We start from the raw sequence: 19097 nt of genomic DNA on the forward strand, positions 1-19097 counted from the left end.
AAGGTTACTTGATGACGTTTCCTTCCCAATCGCGTTCAACTTGCATTCTTGAAATAGGAATATAACCAAGATCCCCAACAATGTGCTCTTGAACTTCATCCGAAAGGATATACTCTAGGAATTCTGCTGTCAGTGCTGTAGGTTCTCCCTTCGTATACATGTGTTCATACGCCCAGACTTTCCAGTCATTTGTCGTCACATTTTCGTCTGTCGGTGCTACGCCATCAATAGAAAGAACATTGACATCATCTGTCACATAAGAGAATGCAACGTAACTGATAGCTCCCGGCGTATCCGAAACAATCGAACGAACCATTCCACTTGAATCTTGTTCTTGCGATGGGATTGCTGTTTCTCCATCCATGATCCATTTTTCAAAAGTTCCTCTTGTTCCGCTTCCTGCCGCACGGTTCAATAGAACGATTTTTTGATCATTCCCCCCTACTTCTTTCCAGTTGGTAATTTCGCCTAGAAAAATCTTTCGTAAATTTTCTGTAGAGATATCAGATACACCGACATTTTTATTTACAATAGGAGTGATTCCTACTACAGCTACTTTATGATCCACAAGTGCTTTAGCATCGATACCAGACTTTTCTTCTGCAAACAGATCTGAGTTGCCGATATCTACAGCACCTGCTTGAACTTGACTCAATCCTGTACCACTACCGCCACCTTGAACATTAATAAATCTGCCTGGGTTTTCATTTTGGAATTCTTCTGCCACAGTCTCTACTAACGGCTGTAATGCGGATGAGCCGACAGCGGTGATCGATTCCCCTTGATCGATCCATTTTGCACATCCTGATAATAGAATGACCAAGCCTAAAACTGGTCCCAAAAATTTCAATTTTTTCATGATAACGCTCCTTGTTCTCTCCAAAGTTAAATACAATTATTTCCATTTTACCATTTTATGAAATTGTTGAAAATTATTATTTGCTAATATTTCTCACTCCTGACAAAAATTTACTACAATCACTTACAGAAAATAACTAAAAGTAAAAAAGTAAAAATTTTTTTCAATTAGTAAAAAGAAGTATATTGTCAATTCTTACTGTGCTATACTGGATAAGAAAACAATTATTAAAAGAACATAATAACCTTTCTTGCTTCCCCAATCAAGAATAGCCCCAAATTATGTTCGACGTTTTCGTGATTTCATCAACATTTCCCCAAATGTATGTTGAATCAAAACAGCGGCAGAAGTGGTCATTTATGTACCAGCTTCTGCCGTCTTTTTTTGTCCAAAATAACGGATTATTGTGTTTTATCCAGGTTATCTAACCATTGTGTGAGTTTCTCAGCGATCTGTTGTTGTTGTTCCTCATTTGAAATCTCGGCAGCTCCGTCACCACGCTGTGAGCCGTAACTACCAAAACCAGCGTGATTGCCTCCTGAGATTGTTTCGAAAATAGCTGAATCCGGCAAATAGGTTTTTGCTGCTTGATAATTCCCTTGATTCAATACCTCGTCATTGCTAGCAGTGAGAGAAAGCACAGGCAAATTAGTCTCTGCTAAACTGCCTTTTTCATCTGGATAACTCGCTAAGAAAAAGACTCCCTTTAACCCATTCTTTTGACTAGCGGCATAACGGCTTGCCATCACGCCACCCAATGAATGCCCGCCAATCACATAGCCATTATGTGGAAATTCGTTTAAAATATTCTCTGCTCGATTTCCCCCAAGGACCGCCATATCAAAGGGCATCTTGACGATTGCAACCGAGTATCCTTTTTCAGACACCTCTTTTGCCCAAATACTGTAACTTTCTGCATCTACTAATGCTCCCGGATAAAAAACAACGAGTGGTTTTTCAGGGTCTCCAGAGAAATAAAGCGCATCTCGTTTCTCTTGCCCTTTCGAAAGAGCTGCTTGAGCGGCTTCACTTGCCGGATAGTGTAATTTTTGCCAGCCCAACCATCCACCTGCTCCGATCAACAGTAGGCCGATCACTAGACCAAGTAGTATTTTTTGATATTTTTTCATTTTCCATCCTCCAAAATCAACAAAATGGAACCGCCTGAACCAAGCAGTCGCTTCTTAACTAGTTTGAAGGGAGCGGCACTTGCGTTCGCGTTTCCATTTTGTGGGTAACTTCTTTCAAGCATTTACTGATGAGCCAAGGCTAACAATTCACGCGCATGCTCTACTGTCAGTTCTGTGATTTCTGCTCCTGATAACATACGAGCAATCTCAGTCACTCGTTCTTCATAGGATAACTGACGAACTCGAGTCTCCGTCCGTCCTTCTTGGATCGCTTTTTCAATAAAATATTGATAATCAGCTACTGCGGCTACTTGCGGCAAATGAGTGATACACAATACTTGGGAATTCAACGCAATTTTTGAGATCTTTTCAGCAATTGCTTGCGCCACGCGGCCACTGACTCCGGTATCTACTTCGTCAAAAACAATACTCGTGATCCCTTGTTTCCGTGAAAAAATCGATTTCAATGCTAATAAGATACGAGACAGCTCACCACCAGATGCTACCCGAACCAACGGCTTCATGCCTTCCCCAGGATTGGTCGTGAGATAAAAAGCCACACTATCAAATCCAGTAGCTGTCAACTGCTTGCCATTTGCAAAACGAACTTCAAACTGTGCATGTTCCATATAGAGGTCGTTCAATTCTTGCACAATTTCTTTTTCTAATCGATGTGCGATTTCTCGCCGCTTGACATGGAGTTGTTCAGCAAGAGCCCAAACAGCATCGGCCTTAGCTGTCAATTGCTCTTCTAACTGTTCCAGCTGGCCTTCAGTATAGGCAGATTCAGAGATCTCCTTACTAATTTCTTCATAATAAGCTAGGATGACGGAGATGGACTCGCCATATTTGCGCTTCAATTGACGAATCGTTTCCAGTCGGTTGACAACTTCTTCTAGACGTCCTTCATCAAGTTCAAGGTTATCTAATTGTCGTGAAATATCAGAAGCAGCATCCTGCAACAAATAATAAGCGCTCTGGATCGTTTCAGTGATTTTTTCATAGGCTTGATCTAAGTGGGCGATAGATTGGATCTCGGACAGTGCCACACTTACACCGTCGACACTGCTCATTTCTTCTGAAGAGAGCGCACCATAACTTTGCCCCAGTGCATCGACGATTTTCTGATAGTTGGTTAACTTCTCACGTTCTTCGATCAGATTTTCTTCTTCGCCCTCGATTAATTCAGCCTGTGCGATTTCTTCTTGTTGGAATCGCAGCATATCCATCCGTTGAACGTATAATTGTTCATTTTCCTGAATATTGCGAACCTGTTTTTCTAAATTGCGGTATTCCTGATAGGCATCCTGATAGTGCAGCAGTTCTGCTTTGAAACCATCATCGCCAAACCCATCTACCAAGCTAAGATGCCTTTCCGGCTGTAATAACTCTTGATGTTCGTTTTGTCCTTGAATATCAACTAAAAAAAGACCAATCTTTCGCAGACTTGCCAAGGTGACCGTACGTCCATTGACACGACAGATTGTTTTTCCTGCTTGTGTGATATCCCGTTGGACGATCAGCACATCTTCTTGATCAATGCCTAATTCTTCTGTCAGTTCTTGAAACTCAGGCTGCTGCGGCCATTCAAAAAGGCCTTCCAGTCGGCATTTCTCTGCTCCTTTACGCAAGTAGTCAGTAGATCCGCGTCCGCCGGCTAACAAGCCCATCGCATCAATAATGATTGATTTCCCGGCACCTGTTTCACCTGTCAAAGCTGTCATTCCTTCATGAAAAGAAAGGTGTAAGTGGGAAATAATTGCGAAATTTTGAATGGTCAACTCTAAAAGCATGGATTGCCTCCTCTACATAAATCGTTGAAAATCTTTAAACAAAGTTTCTGCATCTGCTTCTGTTTTAGTGATCATCAATACATTGTCATCATCATTTAAGGTACCAAACAGTTCCTTTGCATATTGTTTATCGATCAAATTTGCCAAAGCGGAAGCATTTCCCGGCAATGTGCGTAAAATAACGAATTTATCCATTCGATCAACAGAAACAAAGGCAGCTTTCAAAATCTTTTCTAATTTGGCAATGACATCTTCTGACGTTTCTTGAGGAATGCTGTAGCGGTAGCCACCTTTTTGTGAAGGGACTTTGACTAGCTTCATTTCTTTGATATCGCGGGAAATTGTCGCTTGTGTGACCGACACCCCTTTTTCCTGAAGCAATTCGACAAATTCTTCCTGTTTTTGAATATCTTGCTCACTAAGCAATCGTGTTATCAAACGATGACGCTCTTTTTTTCTCATCTCTCGTTCCTCCTGATTGAATTCCTACTAATTTTATCCTATTTTTAGACAGAAAGAAAGAGAGCCGGCATGTAAAATACCAGCTCTGCAAAATCAGTAAGTTTTTGGATGATGAAAGGTTTCATGTGCTTCAGCAACGATCTGAGGGACAGAGATTTCGGCTTTCCTTGTGCCATCACCATTCTGCACTTTCTGTAGATGAACCAAAAATTCAATGTTGCCTTCACCGCCCGTGATCGGTGAAAAACTAAGATCAAGAATATTAAAGCCATTCGATTGGGCAAAGTCCAAGATTTCTTCGAGAACCCTTTGATGGACTGCAGGATCACGAACAATGCCGTTTTTTCCGACAGATGCTTTCCCTGCTTCGAATTGGGGCTTGATCAGCGCTATGACTTCTCCTTGGTCTACGAGAATTTCATGTAACGGCGGCAAGATCAACTTCAAAGAGATAAATGACACATCGATGGTTGCTCTTTCTGGTAATCCTTCTAAAAAATCAGTAGGTTTGGCATAACGAAAATTCACACGTTCCATCACGACTACTCGCGGATCTTGACGTAGTTTCCACGCCAACTGATTGTAGCCAACGTCTAAGGCATAACTCATTTTTGCCCCATTCTGCAGAGCTGCATCAGTAAAGCCGCCGGTAGACGCACCAATATCCAGCAGAATTTGGTCTTTCACCTCAAAGTCAAAAATTTTCAAAGCTTTTTCAAGTTTTAAGCCACCACGGGAGACATAAGGCAGCTTTTTGCCTTTGATTTGCAACTGTGTCTCCCCGCTGATTTTTTCACCTGGTTTGTCTAAACGTTCATTTTTCTCTGTGTAAACTAATCCAGCCATGACACCGCGTTTCGCTTGTTCTCTGGTTTCAAAAAGTCCTTGTTGGACCGCTAAAACATCTACTCGTTCTTTTTTCATTACTTTCCTCTAATCTCGAATTGTTTGACAACGGATGCGAGCAATCGTTGATCGAAATGACCATAACTGCTCAGTTCATCTAACACAGCATACGCTTGATTCAATTCATCCTTCAACGCTTCACTAGCGCCATCAAGTCCTAGCAAAGCCGGATAAGTACTTTTCGCTAGTGCATCATCTCGATGGACAATCTTGCCCAATACTTCTGTTGTACTGGTGACATCTAAAAGATCATCGCGGATTTGGAAGGCTAAGCCCATATGACGAGCAAATTGATCGAGCAGCTGGATAACTTCTTCTGTCTGATCCGCTAAAATACCACCTGCAATCACTGCAAAACGAATCAGTTCACCTGTTTTGCGTTCGTGAATGCTGATCAACTCATCAAGTGTGAGTTGCTGATTTTCCCCTTGGATATCTGCTGCCTGTCCAGCCACCATCCCCGCTGTGCCTGCCGTATGACTAAGCTGCTGCAAAAGCAAAATTTTCTTATCTGGTTCAAGATCAGCTAACGATAACAACTGAAACGCAGCAGTCAATAGACCGTCCCCAGCAAGGATCGCTAGTGCTTCTCCATAGACTTTATGGTTTGTTGGTTTGCCTCGTCGCAAGGCGTCATCGTCCATCGCCGGCAAATCATCATGAATCAGTGAATAGGTATGAATCATCTCTAGGGCTGCTGCAGTCTGGTATACTCCCAAAGTCATTGACTTATAGAAAGAAGCAACGGTCGCTGTCAACAGCAATGGACGAATTCGTTTACCGCCAGCATGAATGGAGTAGAGCATACTATCTTTCAACGTTTGATCACTTGTATGCTCTTCTAGAAATCGAACAATCACAGCTTCGATCTCCGAAAGATATTTTTCTTGAAATTGTTGCATGTTATCCATTAGTCTTCCTCATCAAAAAGAACTTCTTCATTGTTTTCAGTCATCATTTTTGTTAATGATTTTTCTGCTTTAGCCAATGTATCTTTGCACTGTTTGCTTAACACCATTCCCTTTTGAAAAGCGTCAAGAGCTTCTTCTAATGGTACATCGCCTTGTTCCAGCCGAGTAACGATTTGTTCTAATTCTTGTAATGATTCTTCAAATGTTGGATTTGCCATGATCTTCTCCTTCTGTTGCAATAACTTTAACAAGCGCTTGACCATCTTGATAATGGACGTTCAACTCATCACCAGCTTCAATATCTGCGATGGTTTTAACGACTTGCTCGTCTTTCGTCGTAAAACTGTAGCCTCGTCCCATGATTTTTAGAGGGCTCAAAAGATCTAACGATTGGAGAGCACTTAAAAATCGCTGTTCTTTTTTTTCAACGCTAAGTTGAATGGCTTTTTCTAGTCGTTGCGTTAAATAAGTAACTTCTTGTCCTGCAGCTGATAGCCGTGCCTTAGGTAGCTGTTGTTCCAAACGATGAATCAACTGACTGGCCACCTTCTCTTTATCATAGAGCTGTGTTTGCAACGATTGATTCATTCGTTGCTGCAACTGATCCAGCTTAATCGCTTGGGCCTCATATAAGCGCTCTGGTTGACGAAAAATATAAGAACCTACTGCCCGTTGGAAACGTTCTTGTTTCCGCTGGATTTGATACATAAATGCTTGTTCAAGCCTTGTTTGCTTCTCTTCGATCCGTAAAATTTCTTCTGAAAGAACTGGCACTGCTAATTCAGCAGCAGCAGTTGGTGTGGCTGCTCGTACATCAGCCACTAAATCAGCGATGGTGGTATCTGTCTCATGTCCCACAGAAGAAATGACTGGTGTCTCGGCAGCGAATATGGCACGTGCAACGCGTTCTTCATTAAATGGCCAGAGATCTTCGATAGAACCTCCGCCGCGGCCAATAATCATTGTATCGAAGGTGCCATCTGCTTCTACTCGTTGGATATTTTTTACTACATCATCTGCTGCCTTGTCTCCTTGGACTACGGTTGGAAACAAGACGATTTCGGCAATCGGATAGCGCCGCTGCGCAGTGGTGATAATATCCCGAATCACTGCGCCACTGGGACTTGTAAGTACCGCGATTCGTTTTGGAAATCGTGGAAGGATTTTTTTGGGAGCTGAAAATAGCCCTTCTTCTGCTAATTTTTTCTTAAGTTGTTCGTAGGCTTGATACAACGCCCCCACTCCGTTAGGTTCCATGTGTTCAATGTACATCTGATAATTTCCGCTGGCCTCATAGAGTGAAATGCGGCCAACAGCCAACACTTTCATTCCTTCTTCCGGCTGAAATCGCAGCTTGTCAAAAGCTCCCTTGAACATGACTGTCGAAATTTTTGCGCCATCGTCTTTCAAGCTAAAATATTGATGGTTTGGCCGTCTGCGAAAATTGGAGATTTCTCCAGTCAAATAGACTCGTTCCAAGTAAGGATCAGCATCAAACTTGCGTTTCAAGTATTTGGTCAATGCGGTCACAGTTAAATATTGTTGTGCCATGTTATCTCTTTACAGTCTCCTTTGCCGCTGCTAAGGTTTGTGCCATCAGCATCGTGATCGTCATTGGTCCGACGCCTCGTGGAACTGGCGTGATATAGCTTGCGATAGGTTCAACTTCAGCAAATTTCACATCCCCAATCAATTTTCCTGCCTCATCACGATTCATTCCTACATCAATAACGACTGCTCCTTCTTTCACAAATTCTTTAGTTACAAAATGACCGCGTCCAATCGCAACCACTAAGATATCGGCTTGTCTAGCCAATGCTGGTAAATTCTGTGTTTTTGAATGTGCGATCGTGACGGTAGCATTTTTACCGAGAAGCAAATGTGCCATCGGTTTGCCTACGATATTGCTTCGGCCGATCACTAATGCATTTTTACCTTCAAGTGGAATATCATACGCTTCAAACATTTTCATAATACCGTAAGGGGTGCAAGGGATTCGATCGGGAACACCAGCAAACAATTTACCAAGGTTGATAGGATGGAAACCATCGACATCTTTTTCAGGTCGGATAGCTAGCAACACTTTCTCTTCATCGATTTGTTTTGGCAGTGGCAGCTGGACTAAGATACCATGAAAGTCTGGGTCCTGATTGTACTTGTCGATTTCACTAAGTAGTTCTTCTTCAGTTATCGACTCGGGATAATGTTCAACTTTAGATCGTATGCCGATTCTTGCCGCAGCCAGTTCTTTGTTTCGCACATACGTTTGACTTGCTTTATCTTCCCCTACCAGTAAAACAACTAAGCCGGGAACAATTCCTTGTTCTTTTAAAAGGGCGGTTTCTGCAGTAAGATCTGCTTGCATTTTTTCTGCTAATTCTTTTCCATTAATCAAAATACCCATCTTGACAACTCCTCTGACTTTTTTCTATTCTAGCATAGTTCGCTTTGAAGAAAAATGATTTCTGGTAGGAAAATCATAGTTTCCCATCTCTAGTATCATAGCATTTTCTCATTGCAACTGCTTAACCAAAGACTCACACAGAACAATAAAGGCAGCCTCTTTTGCAAAAGGACTGCCTAGTTTTCACTATTTGTTTGTAGAAACCTAATCAATTCAAAATCCGCAGTTTTGATATAATGAGTCTGATTGATCAGCTATTCTTCACTCATTTTTCACAAGGTTTCTGAGAGTCATCGGTGCCGCAAAAGTGTGATAGTTTAATCCTGAGATTGAAGGATTTTGTAACACTGAGTTTTGATTTTGGCTGATAACGATCATACCGGCAGTTGTTTCCATCAGTTCTTTTTCGGCTGCAATCATCGTTTCCCATCGCTTGTTCTTATCAAGAGCATAGGTAGTGCTGGCATCATCCAATAAGCGGTCATAAACAGGATTCGAGTAATGGCGATTGTTTCCGCTATACATCATCTTAAGTGTAGAATAAGGATCTTGATAATCGGGAGTCCAATAAATTAGGAACAAATCATAGTCGCTTTCACTAGCAAGATTCAACGCTGTTTCGGCTGGCAGCGAGCGCATATTGACCTTCAAACCAGTAAAGAGGTCCTCCAAACTCCATTGGATACTCTCACCCATTTTTTTGTAGGAACCATCATCAGTCGTTAACAGATCAAGCTCGATTTCATCGCCTAATTCTGCTTTTGCCTGTTCCCAATAGGCTAGCGCTTTTTCTTTATCATAGGCCATCAAATCACCAGCTTCCTCACGAAAGTCCACGCCAGTATCAGGATTAGCGACAAAGCCTTCTGTGATCGCGCCATTCAAGGGTTTGGATCCATCTGCCATAATATTATTGACAAGATTCTCTTTATCAATGGCCAATGCGAGAGCTTTTCGTAAATTTTCATTTTGTAAAGGTGTCGGTTGTCCCTTTCTTTCTTGATTTAACCGGATATAATTCATCGTTGCCGAAGGATAAGAGGCAAATTGGTCACTTGACTGCATTTGTTTGGCGATCTCTCCACTGATGATCGCGACATCCAACTGTCCATCTTCATAAAGATTTAGCGCGGTTGCAGATTCTTTTACCACATCATAATGGATCTCTTCTGCCAGAATAGCTTCTTGATCCCAATAAGATTCATTCTTGGCTAAATCCCAATTCATTTCAGTTTGCTGCCAGTTTTTTACAACAAATGGTCCATTATAAACAATTTTGTCGCTGGCTGTCCCATATTCCTGTCCAAATTTTTCGACAACCGATTGATTTTGAGGAAAGAAAATCGGAAAAACCATCAAGGAAGTAAAATACGGAGCTGGTTGTGTAAGACGGACTTCTAATGTATAGTCATCCTTTGCTTCAACACCTAGCGTATCCGCCGACTGATCGCCACGGGCAATTTCTTCCGCATTTTCGATCAATCCATTCATCAAGAAACTATACTGAAATGCATTTTCAGGATCAATCATCCGTTTCCAAGCATATTCAAAGTCATTCGCTGTCACCGGATCCCCATTGCTCCATTGTGCATTTTCGCGTAACCTAAAGCGATAAGTTTTGCCGTCAGACGAAATTTCCGGTAAATCAACTGCTACACCCGGCTGCACTTCATCCTTTTCATCCAATAGATATAAGCCTTCAAAAGTGGCTGTTTGAATAATTGCATCTGGGAAGTCCAACATGGCAGCCGGATCCAATGAAGTTAGCTCTGTCATAGACATTAGTCGAATCACTTGAGAGGCTGAATCTTCTTTCTGCTTTGTTGTTGTACCTGCTGTACATCCAGTCAAAAATATCATTGCTACTATCAACCCCAACAATCTGTTAAATCCTTTTCTCATTCTTTTCCTCCTTTTTATCGTTCCACCAAAAACCACACAACCTCAGCCGTTTCTGTGCCATCATTGTAGTTGATATGCCCTTCTCCGGCTTCGATCCATTGACAGTCTCCCGGATTTCCAGTGAGATCTGTTCCGTCTTCTAAAACTGTATGAGCGCTTCCTTTGATCACATAGGAAAATTCATCTTGTGTGTGACGTGCAAATCCCTCTAATGGTCTTTTCTCACCTGGAGCTAACCGAACCACTCCCATTTGAACCTTTCCGTTGGTTTGATTCAATGAATCAAATATCGTTTCAAATTCTTTCCCATTATCCACTGAAATAATTTTCATTTTTTCTGACTCCTTTCAATTATTACTTTCAATTAAATCGTCAGAATATTCTAAAGTCAATACTTTTATTCAAAATATCGCTTTTATTTTTATTTTTCAGCTGTTTTTTTGAAAAAATTACTTTTATTAACACTTCTCTCTGTAGAAAGACTCAGTTTTTTTACCTCAACCAACTTAATAACAACTATGGCATTGTATCGCAAATAACCAAAAAACAGCCTCAGCTTTTAGCTGAGGCTGTTTTGATTAACTAGTCATTCTTACTTTCAATTTCACTGTTCACATTAGACAAAATACCATTCACAAATTTTCTTGATTGGTCATCACTGAATGTTTTGGCTAATTCAATGGCTTCATTTAACGCGACTCGATTAGGAACATTGTCAACATACACCATTTCATATAATGCAATTCGTAAAATCGTTACATCCATTTTTGATAATCGTTGGATCTTCCAACCGGATTTTAAATGGGACTGGATCACTTCATCCAACGCTTCTTTGTACTGACATACCCCTGCTACAAGTTGATCCAAATACGCTGGAACGAAGTGTTCCTGTTCTTCATCAATCAGCTCATGGTGTTCCAACTCAATTGCATGCATGATCGCATCTTGTTTCGTTAAATCTTTATTAAAATCTAAAGGAAATAAGGCTTGCAGAGCCATTTTCCGAATCTCGTGACGTGATAATTCTTTACTCATTTTCTTCCTCGTCGTTTCCGAATAATTCTTCAATATCAGGTTGCTCAATCTTTTCTGGTACTACAGCTACCACATGGACATTGACTTCCGCTAAGTGAACATCTGTCATGAACAATACTTGCTGTTTCACTCGATCTTGAATTTCCATTGCTACTTTAGGCACTGAAACGCCATAGCTTAGATAGCAATAAAGATCAACCTTGATCCCAGTTTCATCGATTGTCAAGTAGACCCCTTTGCCATGCGCGGAGCGTCCAAGCAATTCAGTCACACTATTGGCTAATGTCCCCCGCATCCCATAGACACCTTCCACTTTAGATGCTGCGATACCAATAATGATCTCGATGACTTCTGGTGCGATCACGATTTCGCCTAATTCAGGACTTGCGTCTAAGACTAGATTTTTATCTTCATTCATAAGTTTTGCCTCCATTCTAAACTTCCACACATTGTTATCTATCCCTTCACGATATGTTTCGTCTCAATAAGTCATGACTTGGATAGACAGTTTCATTTGTATAGAGGTTTCTTCTCGCTCTAAGTTTATCATTTTCTGCACTGAGAATCTATAATAACCCACTATTCTCAATGAATTTTCTGAAATAAACGAGGATGTTGATTTACAAGATGATCAATTCTTTAGGAGAATGCGTCAAAACTTGATTACCAGTTTCTGTGATCAACAAATCATCTTCGATTCGAACGCCGCCGATACCTGGAAGATAAATTCCCGGTTCGTCTGTAATGACGTTGCCCGTAACAAATGCTTTGTCTGCTCGGAAAGAGACGTTTGGTCCTTCATGGATCTCTAGACCGATTCCGTGACCCGTTGAATGTCCGAAAGCTTCTCCATAGCCGAATGAAGCAATATGATCACGTGCGATTGCATCTAATTCAATTCCTGTCATGCCCGGTTTGGCTGCAGCTAAAACTTTTTCTTGAGCTTCAAGGACGATTTGATAAATTTCTTTTAATTTGTCTCCGGGATCACCTACGGCGAACGTCCGAGTCATATCAGAAACATATCCTTGATAGTAGCAACCAAAATCCAGAGTGATCAAATCTCCTTGTTCAATTACTTTTTCACTAGCTACCCCATGGGGCATAGCTGAACGTAATCCACTGGCAACGATTGTATCAAAAGAAACGCTTGTAGCGCCCAAAGAACGCATGAAAAAGTCAAGTTGATTGGCTACTTCTATTTCTGACATTCCGGGACGGATCATTTTCAAAATATGTTCAAATCCTTGATCCGCAATATGGCAAGCTTGTTGAATCAACGCGATTTCTGACTCATCTTTGACTTCCCGCAATGCTTCGATCATACCTGAAACAGGAGCCAATGAAGATTCTTCAATAATCTCCTCCAAGACCGAATAATCAGAAAAGCTGACGTAACTTTCTTCGAAAGCCAAAACATTGATCTCTTCTTTTTCGCAAATAGCCGCAACTTCTTCAAAAATCGGTCCGCTATTTTTTACGATTTCAAATCCTTGTGCTTGAGCAGCCGCTTGCTCTGTATAACGAAAATCAGTAACGAAAAAAGCTTTGTCCAATGTAATGACAGCTAAACCAGTCGTGCCGGTAAAATTGGTCAAATAACGCAAATTGTATGGGCTCGTGATCAAAAAGCCATCAATGGCATCTTTTCTCATTGCTTCTCTTAATTTTTCAACTCTTAACATTCTTTCTCCCCACTTTCTTGTTCTGTATTATTATAGCAAACTTCCCAGAAAAGCGAAAAGAATGAAAAAAATTTATACAAAAAAAGACAGATTGCTTTTAGACATTCTTTAATCCTCGTTAATCTGGTCTATCAAAGAAAACAAATTCGTCTCCATCACACGCGCTGTTAAAATGTTTTCACCGTCTTCTAGAAGGGTAATCAGTGCATCTACGGACATGCGTGCTGAAATTCCATAGGTTTGTACACCGTTTTTTTGAATGTAGGTCAACGCTGTTTCAATTTGTTCAACAGATAAAATATCACGCGCGTCATTCGATTCCAAGGCTAAAAAGTCTTTCTGGGTTAGTAAGTATTTCAACATCGATTCAAAATGCGCAGCGGATTGTTCTGTTTCTGAATAGTCTGATTGTTGTTTGCTAGTTGCTTCAGATAAATCCAGAAAAGGAAAGTCTTTTAAAAAACTCTCTTCAAGTGTCTTTTCTTCTGGGACTACACGAGAAAAACTATTGGAAAACCCAAGCGGCTGAAAATCTTGATTTCCAGTTGCCCCCCCTGTTCGAACAGCTGTCCAGAGAATTTCTCCTTTGGGTATTTGATACATCTGCCAGTCTCTCAATTCTTCCAAAGATAAGTCTTTCTCAAAAATTAATGTGGTGATCAATGAAGTGCTTTTGGGCAATTTTTTTAAATTGTTCAAAAGGTTCTGCTTCATTGTCTGATTCTCAGAGAATTCAAGACTCGATGAATCTCGCATACGTGATTCAAAAAGAAAATCTTTTTTTTGCGAATTAGAGAGATAATTCTTCAGCAAGTGATTTTTATCGATCGTTACTGTCTGAATCGTAGAATGATTCTGATCGAGATTTTGATAAACTTCTGTCACCTCATAACTGCCAAAACCTAATGAACGTATTTCATACTTCGATAGAAAATGATTTTGCGTCGTTAACTCGTTATTGATTTGACGATTCATGATGTAACTATCTTGATTTACTTGTAGGCTACTTTGCCGAGGATCATAGAAAAAGAGGTCAACAAATTTTGGCATTACAAGTAAAACTGCAATTGTCAGTACAACAGCTGCAAAAAGAAAGAAAATCCCTCGTTTGTAACGTTGTTGTTTGATTTTTCTTTGCAATTGTTCAAAGTGAAATGGTTCATTCATTTGTTAATTCCTCCTTAAGTAATTGTCTTCCTCGATACAAACGATTCTTCGCTTGCGTGTAGCTCCATTCTTTATACGTTGCAATTTCCTCAATTCGCCACTCCAAAAAATAGTATAGTAAAATCACTTCTCGCGTATCTTTAGGTAATTTCTCAATACTGCGATACAATGCTCTTTTTCTCTCTTGTCCTATTATTTCTTCCAATGGGGTAGACAACTGTTGGCTTTCTGCTTGAAAAACGTGTGAAGGAAACTTTCGCCATCTATGTGCCACCGTTTGTTTACGCGTCCAGTCAATGAAGCGATTTTTGATTATTTTTAGTAAAAAATAGTTGATTTGCTTTTCGTTTAGCTCATCGAGAGATTCCGCTATGACGAGAAACGCCTCACTGACTAAATCTTGGGCCTGCTCTTTATTTTTTGTAAAATAAAACGCATACAAATAACAGTCTTGCGAGTAATCTTTATATATTTTTGCTAACAGTTCATCTCCCAACTCAGTCACCCCTCCATACCTACTATACGAACTCACAGAGAAAAAGTCACAAAAAAAAAAGCCATTCATTAAAAAATGAATGGCTGTAAGTTATTTTCTACGTCCCAAGAAGAACGAAACAACAGCGACAAAAATGACCGCTCCGATAATGGCAGGAACAATTGCCATTCCAGCAATCTGTGGTCCCCATGTTCCAAATAGTGCTTGACCAATCGATGCCCCAACTAGCCCGGCTACGATATCAAAGATACAACCGCGTTTCTCACCAGCGATTGCGCCTCCGATTGATCCGATGACCGCACCTACGATCAATGTCCATAAAAAATGCATAATACCCCTCCTAAACTTTCTAATAAAAGGGTACCACATCAATTATGGTTTGAACAAAAATATGCCTGCATGTTATTTTCTGCGAGTGAAAGCCCGCTTTAGCACATCGAAAAAGCCAAGAGAATGAACCATATGATCCGGATCAACATAGACGCGAATCGCCCGCAAAACTTTCTTGGGCTCTTTCGAAGAAAAAATATAGGTGCCATTTTTTTTCGTCCGAATAGCGTACCTTGGGATCCAACGACCTTTGAACATGACAGAGGCAATCACGTAATCTACATCTTCCCAAGGAATCTGGATAAACTTCCGCTGGTCACGGTCGTTGTAAAATTCAAAAGCCTTGTCGCCGATCATAATTTTGCCATATTCGTTGATACCCAAAAATGAGGTCGCATCGATCGTCAAATCAACTTTGGTGTTCAGGGATTGTACCATAATTTGTTTGCTCCATTTCTACGTCTTATTGTTTCTTATTATACTTGTTCTGATGATTTTTGGCGAATAGATAAAAAGTGCTTGGGTTTCCCCAAGCACTTTTAGTTGAAAGATTAGAACAATCCGATCAAGTGTCCACCGATACCGACTAAGAACAAACCGATAATGATGATGATTGGAGAAACTTTTTTCTTCAATAACCACATACATAACAAAGTAAGTAATAGTGCAGCCAACCCAGGAATCAATTGATCCAAGTTGTTTTGCAAGGTCGTTACTTTCGTATCTGTTAATGCACGGCCTTCAGCGACTTGTTGGAATGCTTGTTGTAACCCTTCTGGACCTGATGGCAATTTTGCCCAATCCACATATGCTCCTTCATCAAGAGGGACACGAGATACAACAGGTGCAAATGAAATTGATACCCAACGTTGAACAAGCGATCCTAATACGAACATCCCTAGGATTGAAGCACCTTTTGTTACGTCTTGCAGCAAACCACCTGAAAGGTCATCTGTGATTTTTGATCCGGCACGGTAGCCAAATTCTTGTGTATACCACATAAATGCCCAACGAATGATATTCCAAGCCAAGAAGAAGATGATTGGGCCTAAGATGTTTCCTCCTAACGCTAGAGAAGCACCTAGAGCTCCTAACATCGGACGAACAGTAAACCAGAATACAGGGTCACCGACACCAGCCAAAGGACCCATCATACCAACTTTTACCCCTTGGATCGCTACATCATCGACAGCGGCTCCATTGGCACGTTCTTCTTCCAATGCTAAAGTTACCCCTAGAATTGGTGAAGCAATATATGGGTGAGTGTTAAAGAATTCCAAATGACGCTTCAAAGCAGCGGCACGGTCTTCTTTTGTTTTGTATAATTTTTTGATTGCTGGAATCATTGAGAATGCCCAACCACCATTTTGCATACGTTCATAGTTCCATGAACCTTGAATGAAGGTAGAGCGCCATGCTACGGCTAAACGATCTTTTTTACTTAATTGAATTTTTTCTGCCATTTTTTTCTCCTCCTTCGATTCTAATAGTCATTCAAGATATCGCCTAGAGGGTCGCCAGTGTTGCTGCCGCCGCCTCCATTTGATGATCCGCCCATTTTGGTGATGTTCAAGTAAATCAATGCAATAGCTACTGCCAACGCACCGATCGCAATCAATGTCAATTCAGAAATCGCTGCAATCACAAAACCAATGATGAAGAATGGCCATACTTCACGAGTTGCCATCATGTTGATAACCATTGCGTAACCTACGGCAACAACCATACCACCACCGATAGCCATACCATCTGTTAACCAAGCTGGCATAGATTCTAGGAAGTTTTGAACAGTTGCAGCTGGAATTGCTAGCAATGCTGCTGCTGGAATCGCAATACGGATCCCTTGCATACATACGGCAATCACATGCCACATTTCGATTTTGCGGATATTACCTTCTTCAGCAGCTGCATCCATAAAGTGAACGATTGGTACAGCTAATGTACGTACGATCATTGTTAAGAACAAACCAGCTACAGCCAAAGGAATCGCAACGGCAATGGCTGTGTCAACACCGCCACGTCCTTGTCCACCTAAAACTAAAATAATTGCAGATGCAACAGATGCCAATGCAGCATCCGGTGCGACAGCGGCACCAATGTTTGCCCAACCTAACGCGATCATTTGTAATGATCCACCTAAAATAATACATGCTTCTAAGTTACCGGTCACTAGACCGATCAATGTACATGCCACTAGCGGTTGGTGGAATTGGAATTCATCCAAGATCCCTTCCATACCAGCTAAAAAGGCAACGACTACTACTAATACCATAGATATAATAGACATGATAGACCTCCTATTTAGTTGTATACTTTTTACTTGTTCGACAATTCGTTTTTCGCTTTACGCAAAATTTCATCCATGTTGTCGCGTGAATCGTTTGGTACTTTACGCACATCAAATTTGATGCCCCGTGATTTTAGTTCTTCGAACGTTTCAACGTCTTCAGTACCCATAGACAATACTTTACTTACAACAACTTTTCCGACTGAGTGAGCCATTGAACCAACGTTGACTTCTTGAATGTCTACGCCGCCTTCTACTACTCGCAATACATCTTCTGGATTTTCAAACAATAGCAATGCTTTCGTATTACCAAAACGAGGGTCTTTTGACACTTCGATCATTTTTTCTACTGGAATAACATTGGCTTTTACTCCTGGAGGAGCTGCTTGTTCGATCAATTTTTTACGCAAGTCGTCTTTTGCAACTGCATCTGATACTACGATGATCCGTGATGGATTCACTGATTTTGTCCATGCTGTAGCTACTTGTCCGTGAAGCAAACGAGAGTCAACACGAGCCAATACAATTTTGATCTTGCCATCGCCCAGTACAGTACCTGGAGGAAGTGATCCTTTAGGTTGATCGTCAGCCACAACTGGAGCAGCAGCTTCTGCCGGTTCAAGTTCTTCTGGTTTCACCTTGACCCCTTCTTTAGCTGTTTCAATGATATGTGCAGCAATCTCATGTGCTGTATTCATTGAAAAACGTGAAGCGTAAGCCTCGATGACCATTGGTAAATTCATACCAGCTACGATTGCCCATTTGTCTTTGTGGTCTTCAAACAAGCTGTTTGCTTGGTTGAAAGGTGTACCGCCCCAAAGATCAACTAAGAATAACACTTCTTCTTGATCGTCGAATGTGGCGATTGCTTCTTGCATTTTTGCTTTGATATCATCTGGGCCTTCACTTGGCATCAATGTTACAGCTTTAACATTTTCTTGTTCGCCGAAAATCATTGAACCAGATTGCAAAATGCCGTTTGCAAATTCTCCATGACTTGCTAGGATAATTCCTACCATCTTTTTACCTCCTATTTCAAAATTGATAAATGTGACACTTAAATGAAAGAAAAAAAGCAACGACGAAAAATCAAGTGTGACTACCCTCTTTTTCCAAAATATCCATCAAATAGATTTTACGATCAGCAGGAACTTTTCGAATCTCGACTTCAATGCCCTGTTTCTGCAAATAAAGCAGTGATTCGAGGTCTTGATCATTTACAGAAACAAAATTAGTGATCATCCGCTTTCCTATCGAAAAGCTCATTCCTCCAATATTGATTGAATGAATCGGTAATCCGCCTTTGACTAGTGTGACAACATCTTGAGGATTGGTAAATAATAACATGACTTTTTGGGTATCAAATAATGCGTTATGTGCAACCTCAAGCATTTTCGCCACTGTGACGACATTGGATTTGATTCCTGGCGGAGCGGCTTCTTTCAAAAGAAATTTGCGAAGCTGATCATTTGCGACTTCGTCACTGACAACGATGATTCGGTTAATACCAGTCATTTTCGACCAGGCTGTTGCTACTTGACCATGAATCAAACGATCATCGATCCGAGCAAGACGTATATCCATTCCCATCGTAAAAACCTCCTACATCCATCGATCCGCTGGCTATTTGTGGATCCCTTACTTTTTTCATTCACCTCCTGTATCCACTTATATAGAAGCAAGAAGCGTGCCAACTTTTATACAATACACTAATCTTTGGAAAGGCTTAA

General features: G+C 40.9%; 22 protein-coding genes. All 22 read right to left on the reverse strand.

All coding sequences use genetic code 11. The annotated features are described in order from the left end of the window. Positions 1-4: 4 nt before the first annotated feature. Positions 5-859 carry a phosphate ABC transporter substrate-binding protein PstS gene (locus FE005_RS14420; protein ID WP_003126216.1) on the reverse strand — a complete coding sequence of 285 codons (855 nt, stop codon included), beginning with the start codon at positions 857-859 and terminating at the stop codon, positions 5-7. Between the two features lie 401 nt (positions 860-1260). Then, positions 1261-1989: an alpha/beta hydrolase gene (locus FE005_RS14425; protein ID WP_138372056.1), complete on the reverse strand. Its 729-nt coding sequence runs from the start codon at positions 1987-1989 to the stop codon at positions 1261-1263. Positions 1990-2111: 122 nt separating this feature from the next. Then, positions 2112-3782, reverse strand: a complete 1671-nt coding sequence (gene recN, locus FE005_RS14430) for a DNA repair protein RecN (RefSeq protein WP_138372057.1) — start codon at positions 3780-3782, stop codon at positions 2112-2114. 12 nt (positions 3783-3794) lie between these two features. Beyond that, positions 3795-4244: an arginine repressor gene (gene argR / locus FE005_RS14435; RefSeq protein WP_003126212.1), complete on the reverse strand. Its 450-nt coding sequence runs from the start codon at positions 4242-4244 to the stop codon at positions 3795-3797. 93 nt (positions 4245-4337) lie between these two features. After that, positions 4338-5168, reverse strand: a complete 831-nt coding sequence (locus FE005_RS14440; protein WP_003126211.1) for a TlyA family RNA methyltransferase — start codon at positions 5166-5168, stop codon at positions 4338-4340. Next, entirely contained in the window at positions 5168-6052 is an 885-nt protein-coding gene (locus FE005_RS14445; protein WP_175413577.1) for a polyprenyl synthetase family protein, read from the reverse strand. Before FE005_RS14445 ends, FE005_RS14440 begins: the two co-directional genes overlap by 1 nt. A gap of 8 nt (positions 6053-6060) precedes the next feature. After that, positions 6061-6279 carry an exodeoxyribonuclease VII small subunit gene (locus FE005_RS14450; RefSeq protein ID WP_003126209.1) on the reverse strand — a complete coding sequence of 73 codons (219 nt, stop codon included), beginning with the start codon at positions 6277-6279 and terminating at the stop codon, positions 6061-6063. Further along, the gene (gene xseA, locus FE005_RS14455) at positions 6260-7612 is read right to left on the reverse strand and encodes an exodeoxyribonuclease VII large subunit (RefSeq protein ID WP_138372058.1); all 1353 of its coding nucleotides are present in this window, start codon (positions 7610-7612) and stop codon (positions 6260-6262) included. The genes FE005_RS14450 and xseA overlap by 20 nt, the downstream gene beginning before the upstream one ends. 1 nt (position 7613) lies before the next feature. Then, entirely contained in the window at positions 7614-8465 is an 852-nt protein-coding gene (locus FE005_RS14460; protein WP_005471160.1) for a bifunctional methylenetetrahydrofolate dehydrogenase/methenyltetrahydrofolate cyclohydrolase, read from the reverse strand. Positions 8466-8726: 261 nt separating this feature from the next. Then, positions 8727-10367: a peptide ABC transporter substrate-binding protein gene (locus FE005_RS14465; RefSeq protein ID WP_138372059.1), complete on the reverse strand. Its 1641-nt coding sequence runs from the start codon at positions 10365-10367 to the stop codon at positions 8727-8729. A gap of 14 nt (positions 10368-10381) precedes the next feature. Next, positions 10382-10699 (reverse strand): cupin domain-containing protein, encoded by a 318-nt coding sequence (locus FE005_RS14470; RefSeq protein WP_113849571.1) that lies wholly within the window; start codon positions 10697-10699, stop codon positions 10382-10384. A 250-nt stretch (positions 10700-10949) separates the two neighbouring features. Continuing rightward, entirely contained in the window at positions 10950-11402 is a 453-nt protein-coding gene (gene nusB / locus FE005_RS14475; protein WP_003126203.1) for a transcription antitermination factor NusB, read from the reverse strand. Next, positions 11395-11820, reverse strand: coding sequence for an Asp23/Gls24 family envelope stress response protein (locus FE005_RS14480; RefSeq protein WP_003126202.1), 426 nt, complete (start codon positions 11818-11820; stop codon positions 11395-11397). The genes nusB and FE005_RS14480 overlap by 8 nt, the downstream gene beginning before the upstream one ends. A gap of 202 nt (positions 11821-12022) precedes the next feature. Continuing rightward, positions 12023-13087, reverse strand: coding sequence for a Xaa-Pro peptidase family protein (locus tag FE005_RS14485; protein WP_138372060.1), 1065 nt, complete (start codon positions 13085-13087; stop codon positions 12023-12025). 108 nt (positions 13088-13195) lie between these two features. Beyond that, entirely contained in the window at positions 13196-14254 is a 1059-nt protein-coding gene (locus tag FE005_RS14490) for an anti sigma factor C-terminal domain-containing protein (RefSeq protein ID WP_113849570.1), read from the reverse strand. Next, positions 14247-14759: an RNA polymerase sigma factor gene (locus FE005_RS14495; RefSeq protein WP_005471145.1), complete on the reverse strand. Its 513-nt coding sequence runs from the start codon at positions 14757-14759 to the stop codon at positions 14247-14249. Before FE005_RS14495 ends, FE005_RS14490 begins: the two co-directional genes overlap by 8 nt. Positions 14760-14840: 81 nt before the next feature. After that, positions 14841-15080, reverse strand: a complete 240-nt coding sequence (locus FE005_RS14500; protein ID WP_005471142.1) for a GlsB/YeaQ/YmgE family stress response membrane protein — start codon at positions 15078-15080, stop codon at positions 14841-14843. Between the two features lie 72 nt (positions 15081-15152). Further along, positions 15153-15518: a DUF956 family protein gene (locus FE005_RS14505; protein WP_138372062.1), complete on the reverse strand. Its 366-nt coding sequence runs from the start codon at positions 15516-15518 to the stop codon at positions 15153-15155. Positions 15519-15631: 113 nt separating this feature from the next. Then, entirely contained in the window at positions 15632-16543 is a 912-nt protein-coding gene (locus tag FE005_RS14510) for a PTS system mannose/fructose/sorbose family transporter subunit IID (protein WP_003126195.1), read from the reverse strand. Between the two features lie 20 nt (positions 16544-16563). After that, a complete protein-coding gene (locus tag FE005_RS14515; protein WP_003126194.1) occupies positions 16564-17367 on the reverse strand; it encodes a PTS mannose/fructose/sorbose transporter subunit IIC in 804 nt (267 codons plus the stop codon). A gap of 29 nt (positions 17368-17396) precedes the next feature. Then, positions 17397-18386, reverse strand: coding sequence for a mannose/fructose/sorbose PTS transporter subunit IIB (locus FE005_RS14520; RefSeq protein ID WP_003126193.1), 990 nt, complete (start codon positions 18384-18386; stop codon positions 17397-17399). Between the two features lie 70 nt (positions 18387-18456). After that, positions 18457-18951, reverse strand: a complete 495-nt coding sequence (locus tag FE005_RS14525; protein WP_029486684.1) for a mannose/fructose/sorbose PTS transporter subunit IIB — start codon at positions 18949-18951, stop codon at positions 18457-18459. Positions 18952-19097 lie beyond the last annotated feature (146 nt).

The sequence above is a fragment of the Enterococcus sp. M190262 genome, from assembly GCF_005843965.1.
Lineage (GTDB): Bacteria > Bacillota > Bacilli > Lactobacillales > Enterococcaceae > Enterococcus_D > Enterococcus_D gallinarum.